Here is a 24,819-nt window from a genome sequence, read left to right as displayed (position 1 = left end):
TAGGCATCTTCTTGCTATCTGACAAGGATAATCTAGAAAACAAGAAAAAAAGACACCGGCGTTCAACGCGTGGTGTCTAGTCAAAACTTACTCATAGATACTGATGTTCAATCTTGATGCAACGATTTTCGATGTACGGAATTCCGGCGCCGAGGGCTAAACTTTCCGCTTCAACACTCGATAATCCGAGCTGATTCCAAATCATACCGACGTCACCGTGCGCGACAGCATCCTTGGCAACGTCCGCTAAAAACTCCGACCGACGGAACACGTCGACGATATCGATGTGCCCCGGGATACTGGCGACACTTGGATAGACTTTCTGCCCGTTCCATTCATTTAACGTCGGATTGACCGGAATAACTTCGTAACCATGTTGGACGAGGTAATCGGCAATCCAGTTCGCAGTTTTTCCGGAATCGCTTGATACTCCGACAACAGCGATTCGTTTTGCGTCTTTTAACAACTGGCGTGCTTGTTGATCTGAAATCATGTATACGTCCCCCTTGTGTAAAATGCAAGATAGTCTTAATCTATATACCCCATTCGATTTGGATTAAGCATTTTAACCGGTGGAAGAACCGATTGGGCGGTTGAACTCAAAAACGGTCTGTACGAAAACGAGACGACCAACTACCCATCGGAACGATTTTCGATGCAACTGAGAGCGAAATGATTTTCTGCGAAAAATAATCGTTTTAAAAGTTTACATAATACTATTATCGTACTTTATCATAGTTATAACGATGAAAAGCTGATTTGCAACGAGTCGAATGGTTACCTATCTTCGTTGTTTTCGATGCAACTGAGCGCTCCCTGTCTGACAATTTAACGTTGCGTGAAATAGTTATTTCACGCAAACTAGTGTACCAACTACCAACGTTTGGTATACTCATGACAGAGAGGGGATAGAATGATGAGTTTATTTAAAAACCTGGGAAAAACCGTGAAAACGGCCCCCCTTCCCGCCCATACGATCGATCTTCCGGGATATGTCCGGATGCCGGATTTTATCCGGTCTTACATCGATCATCTGGCGTCGAAAAATTTCTCGAAGGCGACGATGCGGCGGTATGTGTATGATTTTGATTCATTTTTCCAGTTTGTCGCGGAAGCGTCGGGGGAAGCGATTGAAGCGCGCGATATCACGCAGGAAGCGTTTCTTGAAATTGATGGGTCCGGGATTGCCGCTTATGCGGAATACTTAGCCTTAACAAAGCAAAATGCCCCGAGTGTCATCAACCGGAAACTGTCGGCACTGCAGTCGTTATTCCGGCATTTGATCGATATCGGGGTCCTGTCGGAAAATCCGGTCGCAAAAATCAATCGTCCGAAACAGGCGAAACGGGATCCGATTTACTTAACGAAACGGGAATGGGATGAGTTGATGCAACTGTTGCCGTCAAATATCGAGATGAACGCCCGGGAAGCGGCCCATTATGAACGGGATCGTGTCCGGGATATCACGTTGTTCCAGGTGCTCGGTTACAGTGGCATGCGGCTCAGCGAAATGACGCAATTGACCTGGAGTGCCATTGATTTCCATGAAGGGACGATTCGTGTCATCGGAAAAGGCAACAAGGAACGGGTCATCCCGCTCGCGAAGCCGGTCCGGGTCGCCCTGCGAAAATTTGCGGCGCATTACAGTTTGACGATGCGGGGACCGGAACCGATTTTTCAAAAGCAAGGCAAAGCGCTCAGTCCCCGGGCTGTTCAACATATCTTAAAACGCCACGTTGACCGGTTGCGCCCCGTGCTGCCGTTTTTGGAACGGAAACAGATCACACCCCATAAATTACGGCACACGTTTGCGACGCGCCTCGCGACAGGTGGGGTCGATGTTCTGACGATTCAACAATTACTCGGTCACGAATCGGTCGCGACGACCCAGGTTTATGCCCACATTGGTGATCAGGAGAAAAAACGGGCAATTGAATTATTTGATAGTGAACGATAATTGTATTATGTCACCTAAGTAACACGGAAAGGAGAATTTGGATGAATTATGGATTAAGTGAACGGAAAATCAAACAAATGTCGGATACTTATGCCTTTCGTCGCGGGAAACGTTACGTCGCTGCCAAAAAAGTGACATTACGGAACTACCAATCCGGTGATTTGCTCGTCGAAGCCGCTGTTCACGGTGAATCGGTCTTTACGGTCACCGTCCGCGTAAAGGAACACGGTGTTGATGCCGGTTGCAATTGTCCGTCACTGGCAATGGATCAGTCGTTTTGCGGACATATCGTTGCCGTTTTACTGGCGATGCATCATGTCCAGGTCTACGGGACACCTAGCGGTAATCAACCGACAATCCGTCCGTTTACGACGACACGGCAGACGGAAGACATGGCTGCTCAACATTATTTGAATCAAATAAGCCGTGAGTCACGGGCGACTCTCCGCTTTGATGTCGCAGGTCCGAATATTGTGATGGAAAGCATTACGGCACAACAGCGGTTCGTCATCAGTTCCGCTTATTTTGACCGGCTGTTGCAGACGCGTGACCAGTTACGCCGCCGGGCCGACGTTTGGCTCAGTCCCCCGCTCAAACAACGTCTTGTCAACGGTCCACCTCGAGTCGAACTGGCGCTTGACCGCGAGCAAGGCGGACTGGAGCTACTCGTAACCTTTATCTATCAAGGGATTCGGATTAATCCGTTAGAGGAGACGGACTGGCTTGGGCGCGACGTTTCAACGGAAACGGCAGTGCTCCGTTATATAACCAACAGTGGTTTTGAAGTCTGGAACAGTCGGTACCGTTTGTCGGAAGAAGCAGCGGAGTACCGGTTCTTGAGAGGACTGCTTGATCCGCAGGTCGCTTACGGCGAACTTATCGTACAAGTGACGGAAAGCATCCGGCAATCCTTGCCGAGCGGACCATTCCATCCGCGAATCGATGTCGAGACGACCGACCGGCTCGACTGGTTGACGTTCCGCTTTTCGATGGACGGGATTCCGGAAACGGAACTGAAACGGGTTCTCGCGTCACTTGTGACACGGAAAACGTACCACCGCTTAACGAATGGTCAGTTCGTTTCCTTTGAGACACGGGCCTTTCAGCAGTTGCAACGCCTGTTCCGGCAACTTGAAGCCGCGGAACAGGATCAACTTGACGCGGTGCTCCGGATGCCGGCCCTGCCGAACCTCAAGCATCTGGTCGGTGCTTCCTTCTTACATGTTCATAAACAATTGACGGAACGATGGTTGGAACTGAAAAATGGAACCGGTGTCTATCTGGATTTCCCGGAAACACTGAATCAATCCTTGTATCCGTACCAACGGGCAGGCATTCAATTCATGGCCAATCTCGCCGGGCATGACGGACACGGGATTTTAGCCGATGAGATGGGACTCGGGAAGACGATCCAGGCCATCGGCTATCTTGAGACACTTCCGGCAGGACGGATGCTGATTGTCGCTCCGGCCTCCCTTCTCCATAACTGGCAGGCGGAGCTGAAGAAGTTTGCCCCGACGAGAACGGTCCATCTGCTGACCGGTGCACGGAAGCAACGGTTGAAGCAACTCGAAACATTACCGGCGAACGGAGTTTTTCTGATCTCTTACCCCGCGTTACGGGCAGATATTGAAGCCCATCAAGCGATTGAGTATGATGTCGCGGTGTTTGACGAGGCCCAACAGATGAAGAATCCGACGTCCGAAACGGCTGTCCGCCTGCGTAAAGTTCGGGCGAAACGCCGCTTTGCATTAACAGGTACCCCGCTTGAGAACCGGACGGATGATTTGTGGTCGATTTTTCGGATCATCTTCCCGTCCCTGTTGCCGGACTTGCCGACGTTTCAGACGTGGTCGCACGACGAAATCAAACGGTTTATCCGTCCGTTCATGATGCGGCGGACAAAAGCGGAAGTCCTGCAGGATTTACCGAAAAAGCAGATTGTCCATCACTATACGGAACTTGGTCCGACGCAAAAGAAACTGTATGCCTCGTACCTTGCAAAACTGCAACTGGAAACGTTGCAGCATCTCGACGAGACAAAACGCGAGGACCGGATCAAGCTACTCGCCGGTTTAACGCGTCTGCGGCAGATTTGCTGTGATCCGGCCTTATTTGTTGACGGTTATACCGGTGAATCGACGAAACTTGAGCGGTTACTCGCATTAATTGAAGAAAAATTAGCCGACGGACACCGCCTGTTGATTTTTTCCCAGTATACGAAGATGCTCAGTCGGATTCAGGAACGGTTGGCCGAGCGGCAACATAACCACTTTTTATTGACCGGTGAGACGCCGATTGAAGAACGGGTCGCAATGTGTGACCGCTTTAATGCCGGTGAAGCGGATCTGTTTTTAATTTCCTTGAAAGCCGGCGGGACCGGTCTGAACTTGGCGACCGCGGATACCGTCATTTTATACGACAGTTGGTGGAATCCGGCCGTCGAACAGCAGGCAGCGGACCGGGCCCATCGGTTAGGGCAGCAGTCACCCGTTGAAGTGATCAAGTTACTGATGACCGGAACGATTGAAGAAAAGATGGCTGAATTACAGGATCGCAAGGCGTCGATGATTGACGCCGTCTTGTCGGATCAACAGACCGATGTGTTGACGATTCGTGAGCTCGTCCGTCTGCTCGATTTCCCTGTTTCAAACCATTCTTCGGTCGATAAATCGTAAAAAAAGAAGAAAATCTCAAAAAAATCAAAGACCTTTCATCCGTTGTCCCACAACAGGTTGGAAGGTCTTTCGACAATTAAATATATCCAAAAAGGTTTTAACTTTTAAAAATCGGGGGTATATCTACATTAGCACCGTACAACACGGTCGCTTTTCAATTATTGTTTCTCAATATCAGCGTAATGACCTGGGAGAGAAATGCTACTTACTCACTTCGTTTTTCATTTCTGATGAAATCCAATGAAACTAGCATTTAGCGCACGATTTTCTATATGGGACCTGCTGTCCCACTCCTACATTCATTACCTTTTGAGGGCTATACCAAATTCAAGGGGGAAATGAACATGTCAGTAACATTAAAAGTAGAAGAACGCGAAGTACGCCCACGCTCACTTAGAAAGCAATTACGTCATGAAGGAAAAGCTCTTGGTGTCGTGTATGGCTACAAAGTGGAAAGCACACCGATTTCATTCGATGAAAAAGCATTGGTCAAAGTCATCCGTGATCATGGTGAAAACGTCTTGGTCGCTCTTCAAATCGGCGGCAAGAAAGTCAACACATTGATCAACAAGCTCGATATGGATATCTTTACACCAACGATTAAACACGTTGAATTCATCGCAGTTAAAATGGATGAAGAGACAGAAGTGGAAACGGACATCGTCCTCGTCGGCGAAGCAGCCGGTGCAAAACTTGGCGGATTCCTTTCACAAACACTCTTTAAAGTAACAGTTGCTGCAACACCAGATAAATTACCGGAACGCATCGAAGTGGATGTAACGGATCTCGCAATCGGTGATTCGATCACAGTAGCGGATCTTCCGGAAGAGAAAGATTTCCGTGTCGTCACAGAAGGTGACATTCAAGTCGCAGCAGTCGTTGAATCGACACTTGAGGCTGAACTTGAAGAAATCGAAGAAGCAGAAGCTGAAGCACAAGCAGCGGATGCAGATGCATCAACAGATGATTCAGAAGAAACATCTGAAGAGCAAGCTGAAGAAAACAAAGAAGACAAAGAATAATCTTTTCTCCCCTCCCCTCGCGGAGGGGTTTTTTAATGGGGATTGACAAGTCGGAGCGTCAGACGTACAGTGAAAGCTGTACACCACATTACACATCCACTAGGGGAGCCATTTGGCTGAGACGATTCACTTCGGACCCTTTGAACCTGATCTAGTTCATACTAGCGTAGGAAAGTGGAGCGGACCCATTCGTGCCCTTTTTCTGTCCCCGGACAGTTGACGCGACCGCTCTCTTTTCTAGAGGGCGGTCTTTTTGTGCTTTCCTTGCGGATGTACATCTAAAGGAGAACTGATTATGAACAGTTGGAAAATGAAAGAAATTATCGTCATGATGATGCTCGCGGTTGCATGCGGCGTTCTCTACTTAGGCTGGTCGACGTTATGGTTGCCGATCTCTGCCATCTTCGGACCGGTCGGCTCAAACTGGATGTTCGGCATCTGGGTCATTGCCAGTCCCCTCGTCGCCTGCATCGTTCAAAAACCGGGTGCGGCTTTGATTGCTGAAGTCGTCGCAGCCGCGGTCGAACTGTTTACCGGTAGTCACTTCGGATTATCGGCTCTATTGATCGGCCTTGCGCAAGGCATCGGTGCTGAGATTGCTTTTCTGTTATTCGGCTACCGGACATTCAATACCTTTACCTTGATGCTGTCGGGCGTTTTTGCCGCAGTCGGCAGCATGATTTACAGTCTGATCGTCAATGGATTCGCCTACTATACGATGACCACTCTTCTGCTGACGTTTTCCTTGCAGCTGGTCAGCGGTGCCCTGCTCGGCGGGTTACTCGCGAAAATCATTGTCGACGCACTCGTCAAGACGGGAACGCTGAACGGCTACGCCGTCGGACGACAGAAGAAACGGCGGGCTGCCTGATGTGGTGCCGGAATCTGACCGTCCGCTATCCGGATCAAGATCACGCTGTCTTAAACAACCTGACCGTGTCGCTCCGGCAAAGAGAGACGACCTTATTGATTGGTCCCAGCGGTAGCGGAAAAACAACCTTCTTGCATGTCCTCGCCGGACTGATGCCGGAAACGATTGAGGCGGAAGTCAGCGGCGAATGGCACGCGGATGGAACCGTCGGCATGCTGTTTCAACAGCCGGACGATCAGTTTTGCATGCAGACGGTCGGAGCGGAAATCGCCTTCAGTCTTGAAAACCGGAGCATCCCCCGCGACGAAATGGAGGGACGGATCAGAACGGTTTTGAAACGGGTCGGACTCGATCTCGCCTTGACGGCACCGATTGCCGAGCTATCCGGCGGGATGAAACAACGTCTCGCCTTGGCCTGTGTACTGGCACTCGAACCGGACATCCTGTTACTCGACGAACCGACAGCACAACTCGATCCGCACGGTTGCCAAGTGATGATGGAGTTGATTGAAGAATTGCACCATGACCCGGAGGTAACACTCGTTTTGATCGAACATCAACTGGAAGAATGTGTGACGTTTGCTGACCGCGTGTTGGTCTTTTGGGAAGGACAGGTGAGGATTGACGGTTCCCCGTTTGATATCTTCGAGGAGAAACGGGAGGAACTGACCCGGCACGGCATCATGTCGCCATTGCTCTATCCTTATACACTCGAGACGATTCCGCCGGAGGTCGCAACAGCACGGTTTCTGGATGGCTCGCCCGTCGCAAGGCGTCCGCTTGCACACGAAACGACGTTTGACTTGACCGATGTGACGATTACGCATGGCAAACGGGTGATTCTCGACCGGATTTCGCTGACCGCGTCCGCTGGAGAATGGATCATGCTTGTCGGGCGCAACGGTGCCGGTAAAAGCACCCTGCTTGAGACGCTGGCAAAACTGTTGCCGGCGCAAAGCGGGATGATCAAACTGTTTCAGACACCTTTGAAAAAATGGCGGGACCGGACGTTTTACCGGCAGGTCGGTTTCGTCTTTCAGCAACCGGAGTTTCAGTTTCTGAAACAGACGGTCACGGATGAACTGGTCATCAGCTCTCCGTCACCGGTGCAAAGTCACGTGGCTGACGCTTTGCAACACTACCGTTTGGCGGACGTCGCAACGCAATCCCCGCTTGCACTTAGTCTCGGACAAAAAAGACGCTTAAGTGTTGCGACGATGCTGCTGGAACGAAAAGCTGTCCTGTTACTCGATGAACCGACCTTCGGACAAGATGCTGAGACGACGGCCCAGATTCTCGATGTGTTGCACCAAGCCCGGGAAACGGGAACCACGCTGATCATGGTGACGCACGATATGGAACTGGTCCACCGTTACGCCGACCGTGTTGTCGTCATCGGCGAGAAGCACATTCAGTTTGACGGGACACCGGATGAATTGTTCCGGAACGAATCATTGCTTGAGCATAACCAGTTGATCCGTCCGGTATCGGTACGCTATCAGCAACTCAGAGGAGGTGCATCACCATGCAGGAAAACGACTCGCTGCTCGCACGCATTAATCCGGCCGTGAAGCTCGGAACACTGGTGTACGTCATGCTGGTGCTGATTACGACGTCACGTCTGCCGGTGACATTCGCCCTGCTTCTGTTTGCAGCCGTCGGTGTAGTCTGTTCCGGATGGAAGCTGTCCTCGCTGTTCTTCCGCCTTGCGCCGTATGCGCTATTATTTTTACTGACGTTTTGGATGATGGCGGCGTTCGGAAAAGGGGAAACGGAACTGTGGACGTTTGGCTGGTTCCGGATCACGGAAGAGAGTCTCGCTCACGCCTGGCTGGTCGCAACGCGGATGTTGGCTTTTGTCCTGCTGAGCATAACGTTCGTCGCAACGACTGATCCGACCCGGTTCGTCATGAGCCTGATTCATCAATGCCGTCTGCCGGTCCGTCTGGCTTATGGATTTTTAGCCGGACTTCGCTTTATTCCAATTTTCCGTCAGGCGATCCGGACGATCCGCCAGGCACGCCGGATCCGGCAACAAAAATCCATTTGGCCGTGGCAGACGTTTTTCGCGATCAGTCTGCCGCTGTTTACGACGAGTATCATCCGCTCGGAACGGATTGCGATTGCGATGGAAGCCCGTCAGTTCCAACCGGACCGGACCTATTATGTCCGACCGGTCGTCACCCGCGTTGATGGGTTGTTTTTTGGTCTCGTCTGCAGCATCGCAACGTCGCTTCGCCTTTTTGTCTGACAAGCAGAAGATTACGTCCGCTCGGTTGAGGGAATCATATTCTCAGATGCAGAGAATTTAAAAAAGCAGGTGAATGTCGTGAAGCAAATGGTCTTAGTCGGCGCAGGTCATGCGCATTTAGAATGCATCAAACAAGGGAGTCATCCGGAAATCGACTGGATTGTCGTCACCCCCTCCCGTTACCAGTATTATTCCGGGATGTTCTCCGGACTCGCGGATGGCACCTATACACTTGACGAAACCCGCATTGATGTCAAAGCATTATGCGAGCGGCATGGCAAGACATGGATCGAAGACCGAGTCATGCAGATTGATGCTGCGAGTAAACAGGTGATTTGTCAGTCCGGACGGGTCGTCCCGTATGATATCGTGTCCTGCAATATCGGTTCGAACGACTGGGAAGCAAGCACTCCGATCCATGTCACGATCAAACCGAACTATCGGGTGGAAGACGCGTTCCAGACGTTCCGGAGTGCCGACTCCCCTGTCATCGTCGGCAGTGGTGCAGCGGCGGTCGAGATGGCCGCATCCTTTCAGGCAAACGGTACACCGGTCACGCTGATTCATGAAGAACCGTTGCTTAGCAGTCATCCGGCAGGTCCGGAACTGGCCGCGCGACTTGATCAGCTCGGCGTCACCCGAATCGTGGACCGGTTCGAAACGCTGGACGGTCAAACGGCGCGCTTGCGGTCCGGACGCTCCCTTGAGACGGATGCCGTCTTATTTTTAGGCGGTGCCAGTGCTACCGAACTGTTCCGGGCATCCGACTTATACTGTGATGCACGCGGATTTTTACTGGTGCACGAGACACTGCAGTCGCTCGAGGATCCGTCGATCTTTGCCGTCGGGGACTGCGCAACTCTTACTGCTTATCCGCAAACACCGAAGAACGGGGTGACGGCGGTGCGCCAGGCGCCGCTGTTGCTTCAGAATCTGATCCGGTTCGCGAACGACGAACCGTTACGGACATTTCGACCGCAACGGTATTATTTGACGCTGCTTGCGCTTGGTCATCGCCGGGCTACCCTGCTGTACGGCCGATTTTACTGGACGAACCGGCTCAACTGGTACTTCAAACAATGGATCGACCGGCAATTCATTAAGAAATATACGGTCTGAATCAACCGAAGTCGTGTATTTGGTACAGGACAATCAGATGTACCTGTCATGCCGCTCGCAGAAGACACAGGAGTTGCGTGTCTATCCGGTGAAAGCATCGGATCATCCGTGGATCCGCTTGACGAAGGCATCCGATCATGTCGGCCTGCAAGCACCCGTCTCGATTCCGTTGACAGAAGAACAATTGGATCGGCATGTATCCGCCAATCAGGAAATGAGTGCTGACAATGAATTTGCCAAGGAGTTAAAGCCGTTCCATGCGTTTCAATTGCCGATGGCAGGGCAACTGTTGTTTATCGTGACAGAGTCCGGTCAGGAGCACATCATTCGAAACATTCCGCTGTCGTCCCTTCACCAGCAAGGCGAGTTTTATCTCGTGAGCCGCCGTCATATCGACGGATCAACGTCCCGGTCGTTGACTTTTTCACGTGACGGTTGGGATATGAACGATCGACAAATCATGACAGCCGACAAATCGACCCGGATCAAAACGAAGCAACTTTCCTTGCCGAAAACATTACCGGTCAATCAAACCGTGCCCTTTGTAACCCTGCAAGTCGTAAAAAAAGAACGGGTAGTGGAAGAAAAGACGCTGTCTGTTCGTTATCGGCCGCTTTACCGTCCGGTCAAGGAATACCAACTTGAAGAGGAGCCGCAAGGAATCACGGCTTACTTCCATCCGACGATCAAATCGTTTGAAAAGGCGAAACTCAGCGAAATGGTCATCCTGCCGGAACGGCTTTCCCGGGCGATGACGGAAGAATTAAAGGCTGTAACGTCGGAAGAGCCGCAAGGTACGCGGACACCCTTTTCGTATATGACATTGCTTGAATACGGCAACACGCAAACGTTTAACGTGTATCTGAAAAAACGCGCGAATAAGACGGATCTCTATCTGCAAGATCAACGAATAAAAAAAAGCGCCAGATTGTCAGGTGAGTTGGCACGGCAAGTCAGCGAAGAATTAGAAGCACCTTAATTCGGAACGGATCGTTCCATTCAAAAAGAGATCAGGGGAACAGATTCTAAATCTGTTCCCCTGATCTTCGTAAAAGCGGACTTTTATGCCCGCCTTCTTTTTATCGAACAATCAGACCGTTTGACCTGATTTTAAATACGCGACCAGCGTTTCCGTGAACTTCTCGCGTTCGTCGAGGAACATCCCATGTCCGCTCTCTTCAAAAACTTCAAGACGTGAACCGTTGATGTTTTCATGCATGACTTCGGCAAACTCAAACGGACAGACTTGGTCTTTTTTACCATGCATGATGAGCGTATCGACCGAAATCTTCGGCAGATCGTCCCGTAAGTCTTCGTCCCGTAAGGCAATCGCCGACTGGATCGTACCGTGGGATGAAGCGTCGACACTCAAGTTATGGAACCATTGCTGAAGCGGTTCCGGATGCTCTTTCGCAAAAAAGATTTCCCCGAATCCTTTCAGCATCGATGGACGATCTTGTTTCGTGTCCTCAATCAAGGCATCGACTTCCTCTTTCTTCATGCCGTACGGATAACCGTCGCGTTGCGTGAAGACCGGAGCGGCTGCGCCTGCTAAGATCAGTTTTGAGACGTTTGACTCTCCATGATTTAAGAGGTATTTTAAAGCGATGCCGCCGCCCATCGAGAAACCGAGTAAGGTGACGTTCGTTAATTTCAGTTGCTGAATCACTTCGTTGATATCTGACGCCATCGTCGTATAATCATATCCAGTCGCCGGCGCATCCGATTTTCCGTAGCCGCGGTAATCGACGCCGATGTAACGGTACCCTTCTTCGAGCAGACGGTTTTTCTGATATTCGAACATGTTATTGTTGGCCGGCCATCCGTGGAGCATGACGACCGGTTGTCCTGAACCGATATCTTCTACGTAAATCTTCGTTCCGTCAACTGCTTGAATAAATGTACCCATCTGTGAAAACCCCCGTAATTTTAGTTGATCCAACTTTCGCATACAACTAGAAGATACCCGATTGTAACAGTAAACTAACATCTTAACTTTAAACTGTTTTCGCAAAGTCTGTCGTTTTTGAAAGGGTTATTGATTTATCTCTAAAATAACACATAATGGAAATAGTTGTTATTCAACGAACAGGTCAGGATTGATGAATGGAAATAGGCAGAAAAGGCGGTAGGTTCTATGGAGATAAAGACGGAACGATGTACGGTACGTCGGTTTGAAAAAGAAAATCTTGATGATTTTATGAAATATAGAAATGATGAAAACTGGATGCAATTTCAAGGATTCAAAGGATTGACCAAGCAAATGTATGCTAAAGAATTACTTGGCGAACCCTCTCTTTTAAAAGGTGTACAACTTGCTATCATCAACAATACAACGAATCGATTGATTGGTGATATTTATTTAAAAAAGGATCACTGCACTTTTTGGGTTGGATACACGATAAGTCCTCTTCACGCTAAGCAAGGCTATGCCTATGAAGTACTTGCTGCAATTGTAGCCTGGGTCAAACAAAAAGGTGGTGTGAGAATAAAAGCGAGTGTGTCACCTGAAAATCTTCCTTCAATCAACTTACTTAAAAAGCTTAAATTTACTTTTCTATCTTCAGATGGAGGAGAGCATCTCTATATATTGGATTTACAAAAGATGTGAAGTGATTCACTTAAACTATCGCGGGCTTTAAGTAAAAAAGGACCATCAATAGATGATTCTTTTTACTATCCTTAAGAACTCTACTGTGGTTTTATTCAATTTCCTCTTTTCTTGTATTTTATAGCACGTTTTTTTGGTTTCAGATTTGAATTTTTATGGAATTAAAAGGGTATTATCATGGTAAAATATTGTTAAAAGAATGAAGGAGCGATTACCATTAAGAAATCTGTACTCGCAATCAGTCTCATCGGCAGTTTATTCCTGACCGGATGCGGAACGGAGCGGCTGTTGGAGTTAAAACGATCCTCCACGTATTGGGAAGCCATTAACTATACAGATGAAGCGTATGAACCGGTTCCGAAAAAACAGTCCGCCCGCCTGTTGCAGACATGTGAAGATAAAAAGACGATCGTCACGATGCCGAAGCGTTACCGGACGCTCGATACATATGGTCTTTACTTTAACTTACAACAACTCGGGAACTATACCGCGCCGATTGAGCTGCAGTATATTGCGACAGGCGATGACTATTACCTGACGTGCCGTTCGCCGAAGACATCTCGTCTGACAACGCATTCGATTCAGCTGAACGACCATCCGTGGCTGAAGCAGAAAAAAGGGCAAGAGTTCTCGTCGGTCGCGGAACCGCTTTTGACAACCCGGACCGATGAAAAAGTGATGAAACGGAAACATGAGGTCGTTGACGAGACCGGACAGGTCCGGCGGGTTTTCGTCCAATTTCCCGTAACAGGTCAAGTCATTTTTTTGGAAGAGGAAGATGGTCAACAGCAACCGCTGTTTGGATTACCGGCTTCGTTTGTCTATCAAAAGCTTGAACTATCCGTTGAAAAGACGACAGATGGTCTACCATCTACAACCTACACGTTGTTACTGAAAGACGATTTGTATCAAAACCAGCAGGATCTGTTGACACATCACGGGAAACAATCCGCCCGATTGACCTATCACCCGCTCCCTGATGTCTTACCGGCAAACAAAACGATTCCATACTTGACGCTCCAATCCAAGGATCCGGAAGAGCCGATGAATAAAACGATTTCCCTGCGTTACGAGACGACCGTCAAAGACTTACCTGTCCGCGGATTTAACGGCATCGGCACCGACAACAAAGAAATTCACGGGTTCCTTCATCCGAACGAGGCAGCATTACGTGACGGCAACTTCCGGCAACTGTCGTTAATATCCGACAAGTTAGCGAAGCAGATTGCAGATGAATTAAAAGATGTCACACTGGAAAAACCGCAAGGCAGCCGGGCCGATTTCCGTTATCTGACCTTGATTCAAGACGGAAAAGTCCAGACGTTTGATTTGTATCTCAAAACACGGGCAAACAAAACAGATTTTTATGTAACAGACATCCGAACCAAAAAAACGGCTAAACTGTCCGGTAAACTGGCGACCGCTTTAGCTGCTGAACTGGAGGACTAAAGATGCGAAAAATCGTACTGTTAGGTGGAGCGGCGATCCTGTTGAGCGGATGCAGTCCGGATGCCAAACCGATTGCGTACACCTACTTACCCGAAGTGTACGATACGGTGAACCTGACTGATCTCAAGAAAGATGATCCGAAGCTGGGTGCCCTCATCAAACAGGTGTGTGCGACAAAACGGGTGGCTGCCCCGAAGGATTATGCAGTCGGCACACAATATTTCGTTAATCTCGTCAGCCAGTTTCCGGAATCGATGGGCGAGCAGGCGGTCTACCTGAAAACAAAACAGGATCGTTTTTTGTATTGCCATGATTATATTTCAAAACCCGGTTATCACAAGTTGACTCCAAAACAGGACCGCTTTTCATCCAAAAATCTGGTCACGCCTCACGATCAGGTCGAGTTTCAGAAGTTATCTTCTAACTTCGAGGAAAGTGTCCGCCTCTCCGGCAGATCCTTGATGACATCCGCACGACAGCTGACGGTCCCGACGACCGGTTATCTCGTCGTCCGGGCAACAAATGATCAAACGAAACAGACGGTCGTCACGAATGTCATGGAGCTGACACCGTTTATCGGATCCGTCCCGCTTGTTCTCGAATCGAACATTCAAATTCAAGAACCGTACGAAGTCCAGTTGAATCTGATGGGACAAGCACGCTATCGTGCGCCCATTCATTCTTCGAAGGAGCGAAGTACGATTCAGTTCAAGGAGGCACCACATGAAGACGGCACTTACGGTACGGTCACGGTCAAAGAAAAAACGGGAAAGACCACCCGCTACCAGCTGACCGTCAAGCATGAACAACAACTTCCGCCTAATCTTGACGTGCCGCCGGATGAACTGTACGACGCGGACTATTCGTTACCGCGTTTCGCCCTGTTTCATGACCGGCCGCTCGGAAAGCTGAAATTTGTGAACGGCGATTTAGACATGGCGGAGCCGCTCTCACCCGAGGCCTACATCGAGACGTCACTCGAAGAATCCAAACAGTTGGTTCGTTTGATTAGCGCAAGCGAAGAGAGCGAGCGGAAAGGACGACTCGCCGAGCGGCCGTACTTGACGTTGATGAAGAACGGGAAAGCGCAACAATTCAAGATTTATCTCGACCGGCGGATCAAAAAAACCGATATCTATCTGGAAGATGTCCACCGGAAAATCAGCTTTAAGTTACCTGCAGAAGGGCGCGATTTGCTGCTTGATACCTATCAGGTCAAATGATTTAACTAAATTTAGCGAGAATTCTCCCACCTCTAAGCGTACCGGGACGAAACCAAGCGTAGGTGGGAGATGAATCGCCCGTCTTGGCAAGACTGCAATCGTTTGATAAAATCAGTGTGACTAACCAAAAGGACTGATATATCAATGAAAATGGACACAAATAAGCATTCAGTCTTCCTTCTGAATTATCACCTTGTCCTCGTCGTGAAATACAGACGCAAAGTGATCGATGACGCCATCTCGGAGTTCGCGAGACAGACGTTCGAACGAATCGGCGCCTCGTATCACATCACGCTGAACGAGTGGAATCATGACGGCGATCATATCCATGTGCTGTTCAAAGCACATCCGAACACGGAGATGTCAAAATTTCTGAACGCTTACAAGAGTGCAAGCAGTCGACTGATAAAACGAGACTTTCCGCATGTCAAGAAACAACTATGGAAAGAAATGTTTTGGTCTCGAAGTTACTGTCTGGTGACGACCGGAGGTGCGACAATCGACGTCATCAGACAATATATCGAAAAACAAGGGAAGGAGTGATCACTTTGCTGAAGGCGTATAAGTTTCGACTTTATCCGACGAAACCACAACAAGAATATTTCGTGAAGACGTTCGGTTGTGTCCGTTTCGTCTACAATAAGATGCTCGAAGAGCGGATTCAACTGTATGAAGACTCGAAGCTCAACCCTGGCGCAAAGCAAAAGCTCCCAACCCCAGCGAAGTACAAGCCTGAATTCCCTTTCCTCAAAGAAGTCGACAGCCTTTCCCTTGCGAACGCTCAGATGGACTTGAACCAGGCGTATCAAAACTTTTTTCGAGATCAGTCTGTCGGGTTTCCGAAATTCAAATCGAAGCACAACGACCGAGCCTCTTACACAACAAACAATCTGAAGGGAAGCATCCGCATCGAAGATCGTAAGGTGAAACTTCCTAAAATCGGTTTTGTGAAGTTGAAACAACATCGTCCGTTTGATGGTGTGATCAAGTCCGCGACGGTCTCGATGACGAAGACGCGGAAATTCTTCATCTCCATCCTTGTCGATCAAGCCGAAGCGCAATGGGTTCCAGCCCAAAATAAAGTAGGAATCGACCTTGGTTTGGAGCACTTCGCCATCATGACAAATGATGAACGCGTTTCTGAGAAAGTTGACAATCCTCGTTTTCTTCGAAAGTCCGAAGAGAAGATAAAGAAGGCGCAACGCGCCTTGTCCCGCAAGAAGATCGGGAGTAAGAACCGAGAGAAGGCGAGGATCATCCTCGCCAAGAAACATGAAAAGATTGCACATCAACGTCAAGATTTTCTTCATAAGCTGTCGAAACGGATGGTTGACGATAACCAAGTCATCGTCGTCGAGACACTTAAATCGAAGAACATGATGAAGAACCATAAGATCGCCAAATCGATTGGAGATGTCAGTTGGTATGGGTTCGTCAGACAGTTAGAATACAAATGCGCATTCTACGGACGAACACTTATCAAGGCGGACCAATGGTACGCCTCAACCCAAATCTGTTCTTCTTGTGGAGTAAAAGGTGAGAAGAAAACAATCGATGTACGCGAGTGGACATGTACTTGCGGTGCGCATCATGATCGAGATATCAATGCAAGTATCAACTTGTTGCTGTTAGCAGACTGAAAACCCTTCAGGGTGGGAACCACCCGATGAGCTTGGTAAATAACCGTAGCTAGTAAAAGTACGATCTTCCCAAGAAGCTCCCCCTTCAATTTGCGAAACAAATAAGTGGTGAGTAGTTCACAAAATCAGGTGTTCGACAAGGAAAATGGCCGCACAAAACAAGATAAAGGCGATTCCTTCCTGCAGCCACTCGCCGCGCGTCAGCCGTTCCCGTAAAAAGGAGGCGCAGGCAATCAGCAAGGCAAAAAAGTACAGGTAGACAAAACCGCCGGACAACAAAAAACCGATGATGAACATCATGCCGAACAAGACCGTCAAACCGGAAACGATGCCTTTACGTGTCGCCATCTTCCGTCACCTCTCTGGGATTTCAGTTTTAATTCTTTTACCCGCTTTCCGGATCATCCATTCCACACAAAAAAGCCGTCTCTTCCCATTCACGGGAAAAGACGGTTTTGCTTAAGCGTGGGTATGATCGGCGACGACGGCATATTCCGTGACGGCATTTGACAGGACAAGCGGTTTGACTTCCGAAGTCCCTTCGTCCCGTTTCTTATGGACGCCTTTATAGGCCTGGCTCGATTGCCAGGCATGGAAGTGTTCCTGTTTTTCCCATGTCGTCATGATGGTGACGATATCATGTTCGTCCTGACTGAGATCCACCAAGACCTGCATCCGGACAAATCCATCCATCTGCTCAATTCCTTTTGTCGTTTGAAAACGTGCCGCGACTTGCTCGGCTTTCCCGTTTTGTACACGCAGTTGATTCATGACAATCCACATACTCTGTCCCCCCTCTGTCTTAACTATCCCCAGTATACCGAACGCAAGACGGGTCTTCCCAGTCCGAAGACTTCAGTCGAGCGTATTCGACAACCGGCGCAACTGTTCGTTGCCCTGTGCATCGACAGCATGAATATCAAAAAAGAGCGACCGGGGAAAGGCTTCCGGCAAGGCTTGAATCGTATGGAAACTGTCCTTTTTCCGGACATCCAGCGTCCGTTTGATATCTTTCAGCGGTACGTTCCGTTCCTGTTTCCCGTCGTAAGTCGCTTTATACGGATCAAACGTCAGCTGGTTCAGGTTTTGGGAGCGGTTTTCCCCGTAGACGACCAAATAACGTTTTTGCTCGACTTCCAGTAATCGTCCTTCAAACCAGTCGTTTGGTTGCGGCGCTTGACGGATCAGGCGGACGATCCGATAGGCCGAGTCCGTTTGTTGCAACACGAGTAACAGATGCGCTTTTTCCGTTTTAACGAATGCAATCGTATGGCTGTCACCGAGCGGTTCGATCCAGTACACCTGTTTCGTCGAAAATCGTACGTCCGGCTGATGCTGACGGACGGTCTCGACAATCAGTTGCGGGGTCACATCTTGAGGAGCCGCCTCGTTCGTTTGAAAATAAAACAAGCTTCCTCCGAGAGCGAGCAGAAAAAATACACATAAGAATAGCCGGTGTTTCATGACAGACCCGCATCACGAACCCGAGGACAGTCTACCATCCCTCGTTTCATGATGCTCGCCCTCCTTTCATTTTCCAAGCGAAAAACCGTCAAAATAACGGCCCCCGTGTTCGATAAGCCACTGTTCCACTAAATCAATGACCGGTTGTTTTTCATCGAATCGGAAAAAAGCTTCGAAAGCGTCCACCAGTCGTTTGGCTTCGACCGGATCGACGATTGCCAGACTACGGATCAGCCATTTTCCTTGTCCCGTCCAGTGACCGGACGCCCGCAACCGGAAGTCCGTTGCTAGTTCGAGCAACCGGGCGGCGATTCCGAGGCCTTCCGTCCGGTCAGTCACGCCGATGAAATCATCAAGCAGATCGGTTAGAAAGTACCGGGCCCGGTCCATTTCAGTAAATGAAAGAACCGGCGGACCGGTGAGTAACTCCGTTTCGGCTTGTGTTTTCAGCGGAACAAGCAACGGATGATCCCGTACGACGAGGCCTTCCGCGACCATCCGTTGCATGGAAGGGCGCCCCCGCTTGCGATCCTGTTGGAAGAAGGCAAGAATCGTCGAACTCGAATGGATGAACGCCTCGACCGGATATCGATCGAAGGTGAAGGATTCCCGGTAAGAAGCTGCAACGGATTCATAAAACACAACGAGATCCAAATCGGATGTCGCCGTCGCCTGCCCCCGGACAAAACTTCCGGCAAGTAAAGCCGCGTCACAATCCGGATAACGGCTCTCGATCAGCAAGCGGGCAAGCTGCAGGACGTGCGACAGCTGATCACTCATGTGTCTGATTATGCAAAAGTGTATTGTCGGAAGCGAAAACGGCCAGTTCATCCCCCGGTACGGCGACGATTGAAACCAGTCCTTTATCCGGCAGTGTCATGTCGATGGCCCAGGATTCGTAATACGTATCCGATCCGTTGATCACAAGCGTTTTTCCCGAACTGAAGGTGATGAACAGATGAGGAGCGGCTTTTCCGATCCGGACGGCAATGATTCGTTCTGTATGTAACGTCACAATCAAGTGAAGCATTTCTTCTTTCGGCATATGACGGACGACCCAGTCTTTCGAAGATTCGACATCCCCGTAATACAAGCGGTCGGTTTCAATCCGGATTGAGATATCTGGAATCGTGGCATCATAAAGATTAATCAGTTCGATGCTGATAAAGCCTGTCAGGTGAATCGTCGAGATTTGAGTCCCTGTTAAATACGTAGACACGAGCTTGCGGGCAATTTGATGATCTTCTTTGTTCATAATTCCACCTCTTCACGAAATAGTTGACGGTGATGTCGATCTGGTTATCATTTTTCTATCCTCTAAATTTACCACATATTTGCAGAGGACGGGAACAGCGACAATAAAAAACAGATGACCGTCCAGTGAACGTCATCTGTCTGTAAAAGGTCAATTCGCTTTTTTCAGGATATTCAGCAACCACTTCTGCAAGTCTTTGCCGCCTTCATAAAACGAACAGTCGCGGAGCTCGATCGTATGTCCGCCTGCTTGAATCAATTCGTTGAACGTATCTCCAAGATCACGGTTTTCCCACTTCCGTTCATCATTGAGGTACTTGAAACCGAAGTTGCATTCCACGTTAAAAATGATATGGAACGGCTCTTTAAAGGACTGGACGGCGCGGATCATCTCGAGGAGAATCATCCGTTTCGGCGTTGATTTTTTAAACGTATCGATGACGGTCGTCCGGCGTCCGTGAAATTCGACGACACGGACGGCACGTCCTTCATCGGCTTTGAAATCGTAACTCGTCCGGATGGAAACGATGATTTCGCGTTGATCTGTCTGTTGCATGTTTTACCACTGCCTTTCTCTCGCTTGAGTATACCATCACCCGCGGCTTGTCTTGAAGAGTTATTTCAGAATCCGTCCCAAGAACGATTGAACCCTCCCATTATTTGTCTTATAATGAAAAATATGCTGAAAGGAGCCTGATTGTGAAACCGTTATTTTCCATTATCCTCACTGTTTGCTTACTTTTCACCGGGTGTTACTGTACGCTCGACGAGCAGACGGACGGCCCCCACTTCAAGTCTCGTGCGCGGACGATTTCGAAGTATCATACGTTTGATATCGAATTCTCGAAAGGGCTGCGTCCGGAACAGGTTTCGGACCGAACCGTTACGATCACGGACTCGACCGGTGAACGCATGCAGACGGAGCTTGAAGTCATTGACGGCAAGGAACTTCGGATTAAACCACCCCGCTCGGGTTATCAAAAGGGACGTCGTTACATCATACATATCCGGGATTCGATTGATGCACGAAAACAAATTAAAAGTAATACGATAAAAGAACGGACCTTCACTGTTGATCGTTAAACAGGAAGATCCGTTTTTTTGTCCGGTCGTTCAAATGTCAGGTTCAGCCGGCGCTCCGCCAGATGAAGTGACAGCGATCGTGCCAGACCGAAACCGATGAATGCGAGCCAGACTCCATGATTGCCGATCCAGTAAATCGACAGCAACAACAATCCGAACACGACAAAAGCCTGGATCATCGAGTTCCGGACCGGTTTTGCCCGAGCCAGTCCCGAAAAAACACCTTCGTACAGCATCGCAAATCCACCGGTCAACGGAAAGACGAGAATCCATCCGAAATACAGAGCGGAGACGTCGAGCAGGAGCGGATCGGTTGAAAAAAGTCGCAGGAAGGCATCCTGGAAAACGGCTAACAGTCCGATGATCAATACGATGGAAGCAATCCCGAATTGTCGTGTCAACGAAAGACTTTTCCGGTAACCGACTTCATCACGCCGCCCCCGTGCCCGTCCGACGAGAATCGTCGAAGCACTGCCGAGTCCTCCGAACCAGTAGGCAATCACATACTGGATTTGCAACAAGATGGCGTTGGCCGCCAGCACATCCGGTCCGAATTGCGCACCGGTCCGGGTAAACCAGCCGGTCACGAGCAAGAGAAAAATAGTCCGGACGAATAAATCGGCATTGACGGTAAAAAACTGCCGATACGCCTGGACATGAAATAAGAGACCGCGATAGGCCGGTTTCCAGGCGAGCTGCCGGAACATAATCAGGAATCCGGCAGCGACGATACTGATTTCAGCGACGAGCGTCGCAATCGCGACACCGGCAACACCGTATCCGAGGCCGAGGACAAAAACGACATCGAGGACGATATTGATGAGGTTGCTGAACACTTGAATCAACAGAGCACGTTTCACCTGCCCCTGTCCGATCAGCCAGCCGAGGACCGCGTATCCGACCAAGACGAACGGTGCTCCGTAAATCCGGTAATCGATGTATGTCGTGACATCCGGCAACAAGGTTTCAGGTGCTGCCAGTAAGTAAAGCCCTCCTGCCGTCAACGGAACTCGTAAAAGAATCAGTACGAGTCCGATCATGAAACCGAGTAAGACAGGGCGGTATAAAGCGAAGTGCAACGCCGTTTCATCCTGATGGACACTCGCTTGGGCACTGAAGCCGGTCGTGCTGACTTTTAAAAATCCGAACAGCCAATAAATCGTGTTAAAGAACACAGCGCCGATCGCTATCGCACCGATGGCGACCGCATCTCCGGTTTGTCCAATCGTAATCGTATCGGTGACGCCAAGCAGCGGTGTCAAAATACTCGACAGGATCAGCGGATAAGCCAGCAGTCCGTACTGGCGTGCCGTAACAGTCGTCGGGACTGACATGACCAGCCCTCCTTTTTTGAGTAGCCAGGCTACTTTCGATTTCATCAAACATCTGCTTATTATAATGTATTTTTGACGTAAAAAGACCTTCTTCCGTAATGACCCTTGTCAGAATCACACGAAAGAAGGCAGGAATGAGCAATTAAAACCATGCAGACGTCATAACACCCGCACAAATTCTTTTGCCTGTTGCTCCAATTGCTTGGCAGAATCCGCCAAGAGATCAAATTCGCGGACCGTCTGTTCGAGCTGTCCGCTGCTTGTTTTAACTTTTAACGAGATGTGTTCAATGCTCGTTGAGACTTCCTCAATCCGTTTAACGATCCCTTCGATATTCTCTTTGATTTCACCGATCGATTGGGAGACTTTATTCGAAAGATTGCGGACTTCTGTCGCGACGACGTTGAACCCGCGCCCGTGTTCGCCGGCGCGTGCCGCTTCGATTGCTGCATTCAGGGCCAACAGATTGGTTTGGGCGGCAATGTCACGAATCGTCTTGACGATATCCGTGATTGAATCGGTCTGCGCCTGGAGTTGGACGAGATTCGCAAGGTTTGCCGTCGATTCCGCTTCGACCTGTTGAACGGTTGCCAACACATGAAGTCCGTCCTGACGTCCGCTTTCTGATTTTACCGTCAAAAAAGCCGATGTGGCATTCAATTCGTCCGCCATCCGCAAAACATCCTGTTGTCGAACGGTGATGTCGGTTGCAATTTTTGACACGCCTACGACACGCCGGCCGTCTTCCGAGAAAATCGGCATATACGTCGCTTCGAGCCACTTTTGTTGTCCGTCCGCCGCCCGCCGTTCGATTTTGTCCTGATACGTGATGCCCTGCATCAGCTTGCGCCAAAACAGTTCATAAGCCGGACTGTCCGCAAATCCGGAAAAACAAAGATCCCGATGGTACCGCCCGATCAACTCCTCGACCTCATAGCCCATCGTCCGGGCAAACAACTCATTGACGTAAGCAACCTTACGTCGGTCATCAAATCGGATAATCGCCAGATTCTGTTCAATTGCCCGGATGACCTGGGTATCCGTCACACGTGTCGTCTGTTCTTGCATCGATCAACCCGCCCTTTCCCGTCTGCTGAATCATCAATTTGGTACACTATCTTATTATCTTTACTATCGACTAATTCCTTCCAGGCTGAATACTATTTCGTAAACTAATTATTGTGCTAAGTAATCATTTAATCTAAAAAAGGTCCCCTTCGATCCGGGACCCTTAAGAACTCTCTTTAATAAGCACTCCAGCCGCCGTCCGCGACGACGATTGCGCCGTTTACGAAACTGCTGTCTTCGGAGACAAGGAACAACGCCAATCGGGCAATTTCTTCCGGACTCGCTGACCGGGGATTCAGACCCATTCCGAGCATCGTCCGGCCCATCCCGAATTCATTGATGTTCGTCATCGACTGTCCGATGTTCGTCTCGACTGCACCGGGAGCAATTCCGTTGCAACGGATTCCTTCCTTGGCATAGAGATAGGCTGTGTTTTTCGTCAAGCCGACGACGGCGTGTTTCGAGGCGGTATAGGCAGCCCCGGCCCGCGCACCGTTCAACCCGCCAATCGAAATGTTATTGAGGATGACACCGTGCCCCTGTTTCTGGAATAACGGAACGGCAAGCCGCATCGCACGCATGACGGCTGTCGTGTTAATGGAAAATACGCGTTCCCAGCGTTCATCCGAGATATCGGCGACACCTTCCATCCCGTCCATGATGCCGGCGTTGTTGACAAGGACATCCAGCTTGCCGTACGTCGTAATGGTTTGATCCATCAACTGCTGAACGGCGGTTTCCTCTGCCACATTCGTTTCCACCGCGAGTGCCGTTCCACCGTTGTCGGTGATTGTCTGCACGACTTGTCTCGCCGCGTCCCCGTGAATATCCGAAACAACGACATATGCCCCCTCCGCTGCAAATACCTCTGCCATCGCCTTACCCATTCCGGAAGCGGCTCCGGTAACGATAATGACTTTTCCGTCTAAACGCATGATGATCTCATCCTTTCCGATTGGATTGAAGTCTTCCTTTGTCTTTTCCCGTTTTCGATCCTTACAGTCACGCGGATTGATGGCAATTTGGTAAACGTTTTTTTGGAAAACACGAAAAAACCGGGAACTCTCACAGCGAGAATTCCCGGTCGATTGGATTATTTTAATTCGCGGCTTGTTTTTTCTTCCGCCGCGTCATTGCTTTTGCTTTTCGCATCGAATTCGGCCCGTGTCATGACGTCTTCGACATGCATGTTGACTTCGACGACTTCAAGTCCTGTCATATCACCGATTGCTTTTTTGATTTTAGCGACCGTTTCCTGGAAGATCGACGGGATGTTTTTGCCGTATTCGACGATGACGCGAAGATCGAGCGCGACCTGTCGTTCACCGACTTCTGCGCCGACACCTTTTGTGATGTCTTCCGTGCTACGGAGGCGATCCGTCAAACCGCTCATGAATCCACCACTCATTGATAAAATGCCTTGTACTTCATTTGAAGCAATCCCAGCGATCTTTTTGATGACCTGATCTTCGAATGTTAATTTATTCGTACGTACCTCTTCATTTTGTCCAGTTGTGTTTAATGATTCGTTTGCCATTTGAAATCTCTCCTTTTGAATATAGTATGAAATGATTTATATATGAATCAGTCCCGGTTAAAGAACTGAATCCATCCTTCAATATCGAGTGCCCCGTCCCGCCATTTCCCAATCAAAAAGCCAATCGCGGTGAAGACGAGCAGTAACATCGTTGGTCCGAAACCGATTGTCAGGAACAGAACCGCGATCACGAGTCCAACGAGACCGCCGATTAACCGGAACCGGTACGGATACAACTGTTCTTTCGTACTCATGTTC

At 49.4% G+C, this 24,819-nt stretch carries 27 protein-coding genes and 1 riboswitch; of the genes, 14 read left to right on the top strand and 13 right to left on the bottom strand.

The genetic code is table 11. The features are described 5' to 3' along the window. Positions 1-91: 91 nt before the first annotated feature. Positions 92-493, bottom strand: coding sequence for a CoA-binding protein (locus R7V76_RS07400; RefSeq protein WP_290826600.1), 402 nt, complete (start codon positions 491-493; stop codon positions 92-94). Positions 494-916: 423 nt separating this feature from the next. Here R7V76_RS07400 and R7V76_RS07395 point away from each other — a divergent pair, with 423 nt between their 5' ends. The 8 genes from R7V76_RS07395 (at position 917) to R7V76_RS07360 (ending at position 10,877) form a co-directional block, all read left to right on the top strand. Next, the gene (locus R7V76_RS07395) at positions 917-1,957 is read left to right on the top strand and encodes a tyrosine-type recombinase/integrase (RefSeq protein ID WP_318091834.1); all 1,041 of its coding nucleotides are present in this window, start codon (positions 917-919) and stop codon (positions 1,955-1,957) included. A gap of 41 nt (positions 1,958-1,998) precedes the next feature. Continuing rightward, a complete protein-coding gene (locus R7V76_RS07390; protein WP_318091833.1) occupies positions 1,999-4,635 on the top strand; it encodes a DEAD/DEAH box helicase in 2,637 nt (878 codons plus the stop codon). Positions 4,636-4,979: 344 nt separating this feature from the next. Then, the gene (locus R7V76_RS07385; RefSeq protein WP_318091832.1) at positions 4,980-5,657 is read left to right on the top strand and encodes a 50S ribosomal protein L25/general stress protein Ctc; all 678 of its coding nucleotides are present in this window, start codon (positions 4,980-4,982) and stop codon (positions 5,655-5,657) included. A gap of 91 nt (positions 5,658-5,748) precedes the next feature. Further along, positions 5,749-5,847, top strand: a riboswitch (TPP riboswitch). Positions 5,848-5,952: 105 nt separating this feature from the next. Next, the gene (locus R7V76_RS07380; protein ID WP_318091831.1) at positions 5,953-6,528 is read left to right on the top strand and encodes an ECF transporter S component; all 576 of its coding nucleotides are present in this window, start codon (positions 5,953-5,955) and stop codon (positions 6,526-6,528) included. Continuing rightward, positions 6,528-8,099 (top strand): ABC transporter ATP-binding protein, encoded by a 1,572-nt coding sequence (locus R7V76_RS07375; RefSeq protein WP_318091829.1) that lies wholly within the window; start codon positions 6,528-6,530, stop codon positions 8,097-8,099. Before R7V76_RS07380 ends, R7V76_RS07375 begins: the two co-directional genes overlap by 1 nt. After that, complete coding sequence (locus tag R7V76_RS07370) at positions 8,054-8,779, top strand: energy-coupling factor transporter transmembrane component T family protein (RefSeq protein ID WP_318091828.1); 726 nt, start codon at positions 8,054-8,056, stop codon at positions 8,777-8,779. Before R7V76_RS07375 ends, R7V76_RS07370 begins: the two co-directional genes overlap by 46 nt. 87 nt (positions 8,780-8,866) lie before the next feature. After that, positions 8,867-9,898: an FAD-dependent oxidoreductase gene (locus R7V76_RS07365; protein WP_318091869.1), complete on the top strand. Its 1,032-nt coding sequence runs from the start codon at positions 8,867-8,869 to the stop codon at positions 9,896-9,898. A gap of 37 nt (positions 9,899-9,935) precedes the next feature. Further along, entirely contained in the window at positions 9,936-10,877 is a 942-nt protein-coding gene (locus R7V76_RS07360) for a hypothetical protein (RefSeq protein ID WP_318091826.1), read from the top strand. A 111-nt stretch (positions 10,878-10,988) separates the two neighbouring features. On the opposite strand, the gene R7V76_RS07355 is transcribed toward R7V76_RS07360, so the two are convergent. Then, positions 10,989-11,807, bottom strand: coding sequence for an alpha/beta fold hydrolase (locus R7V76_RS07355; protein ID WP_318091825.1), 819 nt, complete (start codon positions 11,805-11,807; stop codon positions 10,989-10,991). Positions 11,808-12,035: 228 nt separating this feature from the next. On the opposite strand from R7V76_RS07355, the gene R7V76_RS07350 reads away from it, so the two are divergent. The 5 genes from R7V76_RS07350 to tnpB all read left to right on the top strand — a co-directional run bounded on the left by R7V76_RS07350 (position 12,036) and on the right by tnpB (position 16,821). Beyond that, complete coding sequence (locus tag R7V76_RS07350) at positions 12,036-12,509, top strand: GNAT family N-acetyltransferase (protein ID WP_318091824.1); 474 nt, start codon at positions 12,036-12,038, stop codon at positions 12,507-12,509. Positions 12,510-12,797: 288 nt separating this feature from the next. Continuing rightward, positions 12,798-13,958 carry a hypothetical protein gene (locus tag R7V76_RS07345; protein WP_318091823.1) on the top strand — a complete coding sequence of 387 codons (1,161 nt, stop codon included), beginning with the start codon at positions 12,798-12,800 and terminating at the stop codon, positions 13,956-13,958. 2 nt (positions 13,959-13,960) lie between these two features. Next, on the top strand, positions 13,961-15,181 hold the full coding sequence (locus tag R7V76_RS07340) for a hypothetical protein (RefSeq protein WP_318091822.1): 1,221 nt from the start codon (positions 13,961-13,963) through the stop codon (positions 15,179-15,181). 144 nt (positions 15,182-15,325) lie between these two features. Then, positions 15,326-15,724 (top strand): IS200/IS605 family transposase, encoded by a 399-nt coding sequence (tnpA, locus tag R7V76_RS07335; protein WP_318091821.1) that lies wholly within the window; start codon positions 15,326-15,328, stop codon positions 15,722-15,724. Between the two features lie 5 nt (positions 15,725-15,729). Beyond that, positions 15,730-16,821 carry an IS200/IS605 family element RNA-guided endonuclease TnpB gene (tnpB, locus tag R7V76_RS07330; RefSeq protein ID WP_318091819.1) on the top strand — a complete coding sequence of 364 codons (1,092 nt, stop codon included), beginning with the start codon at positions 15,730-15,732 and terminating at the stop codon, positions 16,819-16,821. Positions 16,822-16,938: 117 nt separating this feature from the next. Here the strand turns inward: tnpB and R7V76_RS07325 are convergent, their stop codons facing one another. The 6 genes from R7V76_RS07325 to R7V76_RS07300 form a co-directional block, all read right to left on the bottom strand. Next, on the bottom strand, positions 16,939-17,169 hold the full coding sequence (locus R7V76_RS07325) for a hypothetical protein (protein ID WP_318091818.1): 231 nt from the start codon (positions 17,167-17,169) through the stop codon (positions 16,939-16,941). A 111-nt stretch (positions 17,170-17,280) separates the two neighbouring features. Next, positions 17,281-17,604 carry an antibiotic biosynthesis monooxygenase gene (locus R7V76_RS07320; protein ID WP_318091817.1) on the bottom strand — a complete coding sequence of 108 codons (324 nt, stop codon included), beginning with the start codon at positions 17,602-17,604 and terminating at the stop codon, positions 17,281-17,283. A gap of 72 nt (positions 17,605-17,676) precedes the next feature. Continuing rightward, positions 17,677-18,285 (bottom strand): hypothetical protein, encoded by a 609-nt coding sequence (locus R7V76_RS07315; protein WP_318091816.1) that lies wholly within the window; start codon positions 18,283-18,285, stop codon positions 17,677-17,679. Between the two features lie 66 nt (positions 18,286-18,351). Beyond that, positions 18,352-19,065, bottom strand: a complete 714-nt coding sequence (locus R7V76_RS07310) for a nucleotidyltransferase domain-containing protein (protein WP_318091815.1) — start codon at positions 19,063-19,065, stop codon at positions 18,352-18,354. Further along, entirely contained in the window at positions 19,058-19,540 is a 483-nt protein-coding gene (locus R7V76_RS07305) for a hypothetical protein (protein ID WP_012370446.1), read from the bottom strand. The genes R7V76_RS07310 and R7V76_RS07305 overlap by 8 nt, the downstream gene beginning before the upstream one ends. A 150-nt stretch (positions 19,541-19,690) precedes the next feature. Then, the gene (locus R7V76_RS07300) at positions 19,691-20,095 is read right to left on the bottom strand and encodes a hypothetical protein (RefSeq protein ID WP_012370445.1); all 405 of its coding nucleotides are present in this window, start codon (positions 20,093-20,095) and stop codon (positions 19,691-19,693) included. Positions 20,096-20,238: 143 nt separating this feature from the next. Here R7V76_RS07300 and R7V76_RS07295 point away from each other — a divergent pair, with 143 nt between their 5' ends. Continuing rightward, complete coding sequence (locus R7V76_RS07295; protein ID WP_282356737.1) at positions 20,239-20,622, top strand: hypothetical protein; 384 nt, start codon at positions 20,239-20,241, stop codon at positions 20,620-20,622. Here R7V76_RS07295 and R7V76_RS07290 read toward each other — a convergent pair. The 5 genes from R7V76_RS07290 to R7V76_RS07270 all read right to left on the bottom strand — a co-directional run bounded on the left by R7V76_RS07290 (position 20,619) and on the right by R7V76_RS07270 (position 24,815). Then, the gene (locus R7V76_RS07290; RefSeq protein WP_318091813.1) at positions 20,619-21,956 is read right to left on the bottom strand and encodes an MATE family efflux transporter; all 1,338 of its coding nucleotides are present in this window, start codon (positions 21,954-21,956) and stop codon (positions 20,619-20,621) included. The genes R7V76_RS07295 and R7V76_RS07290 overlap by 4 nt on opposite strands. A 159-nt stretch (positions 21,957-22,115) precedes the next feature. Next, the gene (locus R7V76_RS07285; protein ID WP_318091812.1) at positions 22,116-23,024 is read right to left on the bottom strand and encodes a methyl-accepting chemotaxis protein; all 909 of its coding nucleotides are present in this window, start codon (positions 23,022-23,024) and stop codon (positions 22,116-22,118) included. Positions 23,025-23,200: 176 nt separating this feature from the next. Continuing rightward, positions 23,201-23,959, bottom strand: a complete 759-nt coding sequence (locus R7V76_RS07280) for an SDR family oxidoreductase (RefSeq protein WP_318091811.1) — start codon at positions 23,957-23,959, stop codon at positions 23,201-23,203. 158 nt (positions 23,960-24,117) lie between these two features. Continuing rightward, a complete protein-coding gene (locus R7V76_RS07275) occupies positions 24,118-24,561 on the bottom strand; it encodes an Asp23/Gls24 family envelope stress response protein (RefSeq protein WP_318091810.1) in 444 nt (147 codons plus the stop codon). A 47-nt stretch (positions 24,562-24,608) separates the two neighbouring features. Next, the gene (locus R7V76_RS07270; RefSeq protein WP_114595755.1) at positions 24,609-24,815 is read right to left on the bottom strand and encodes a DUF2273 domain-containing protein; all 207 of its coding nucleotides are present in this window, start codon (positions 24,813-24,815) and stop codon (positions 24,609-24,611) included. Positions 24,816-24,819: the final 4 nt, after the last annotated feature.

The organism is Exiguobacterium artemiae, assembly GCF_033342815.1.
In the GTDB taxonomy this organism is placed as follows: domain Bacteria; phylum Bacillota; class Bacilli; order Exiguobacteriales; family Exiguobacteriaceae; genus Exiguobacterium_A; species Exiguobacterium_A artemiae_A.
This window is presented reverse-complemented; position numbering and strand designations above follow the sequence as displayed.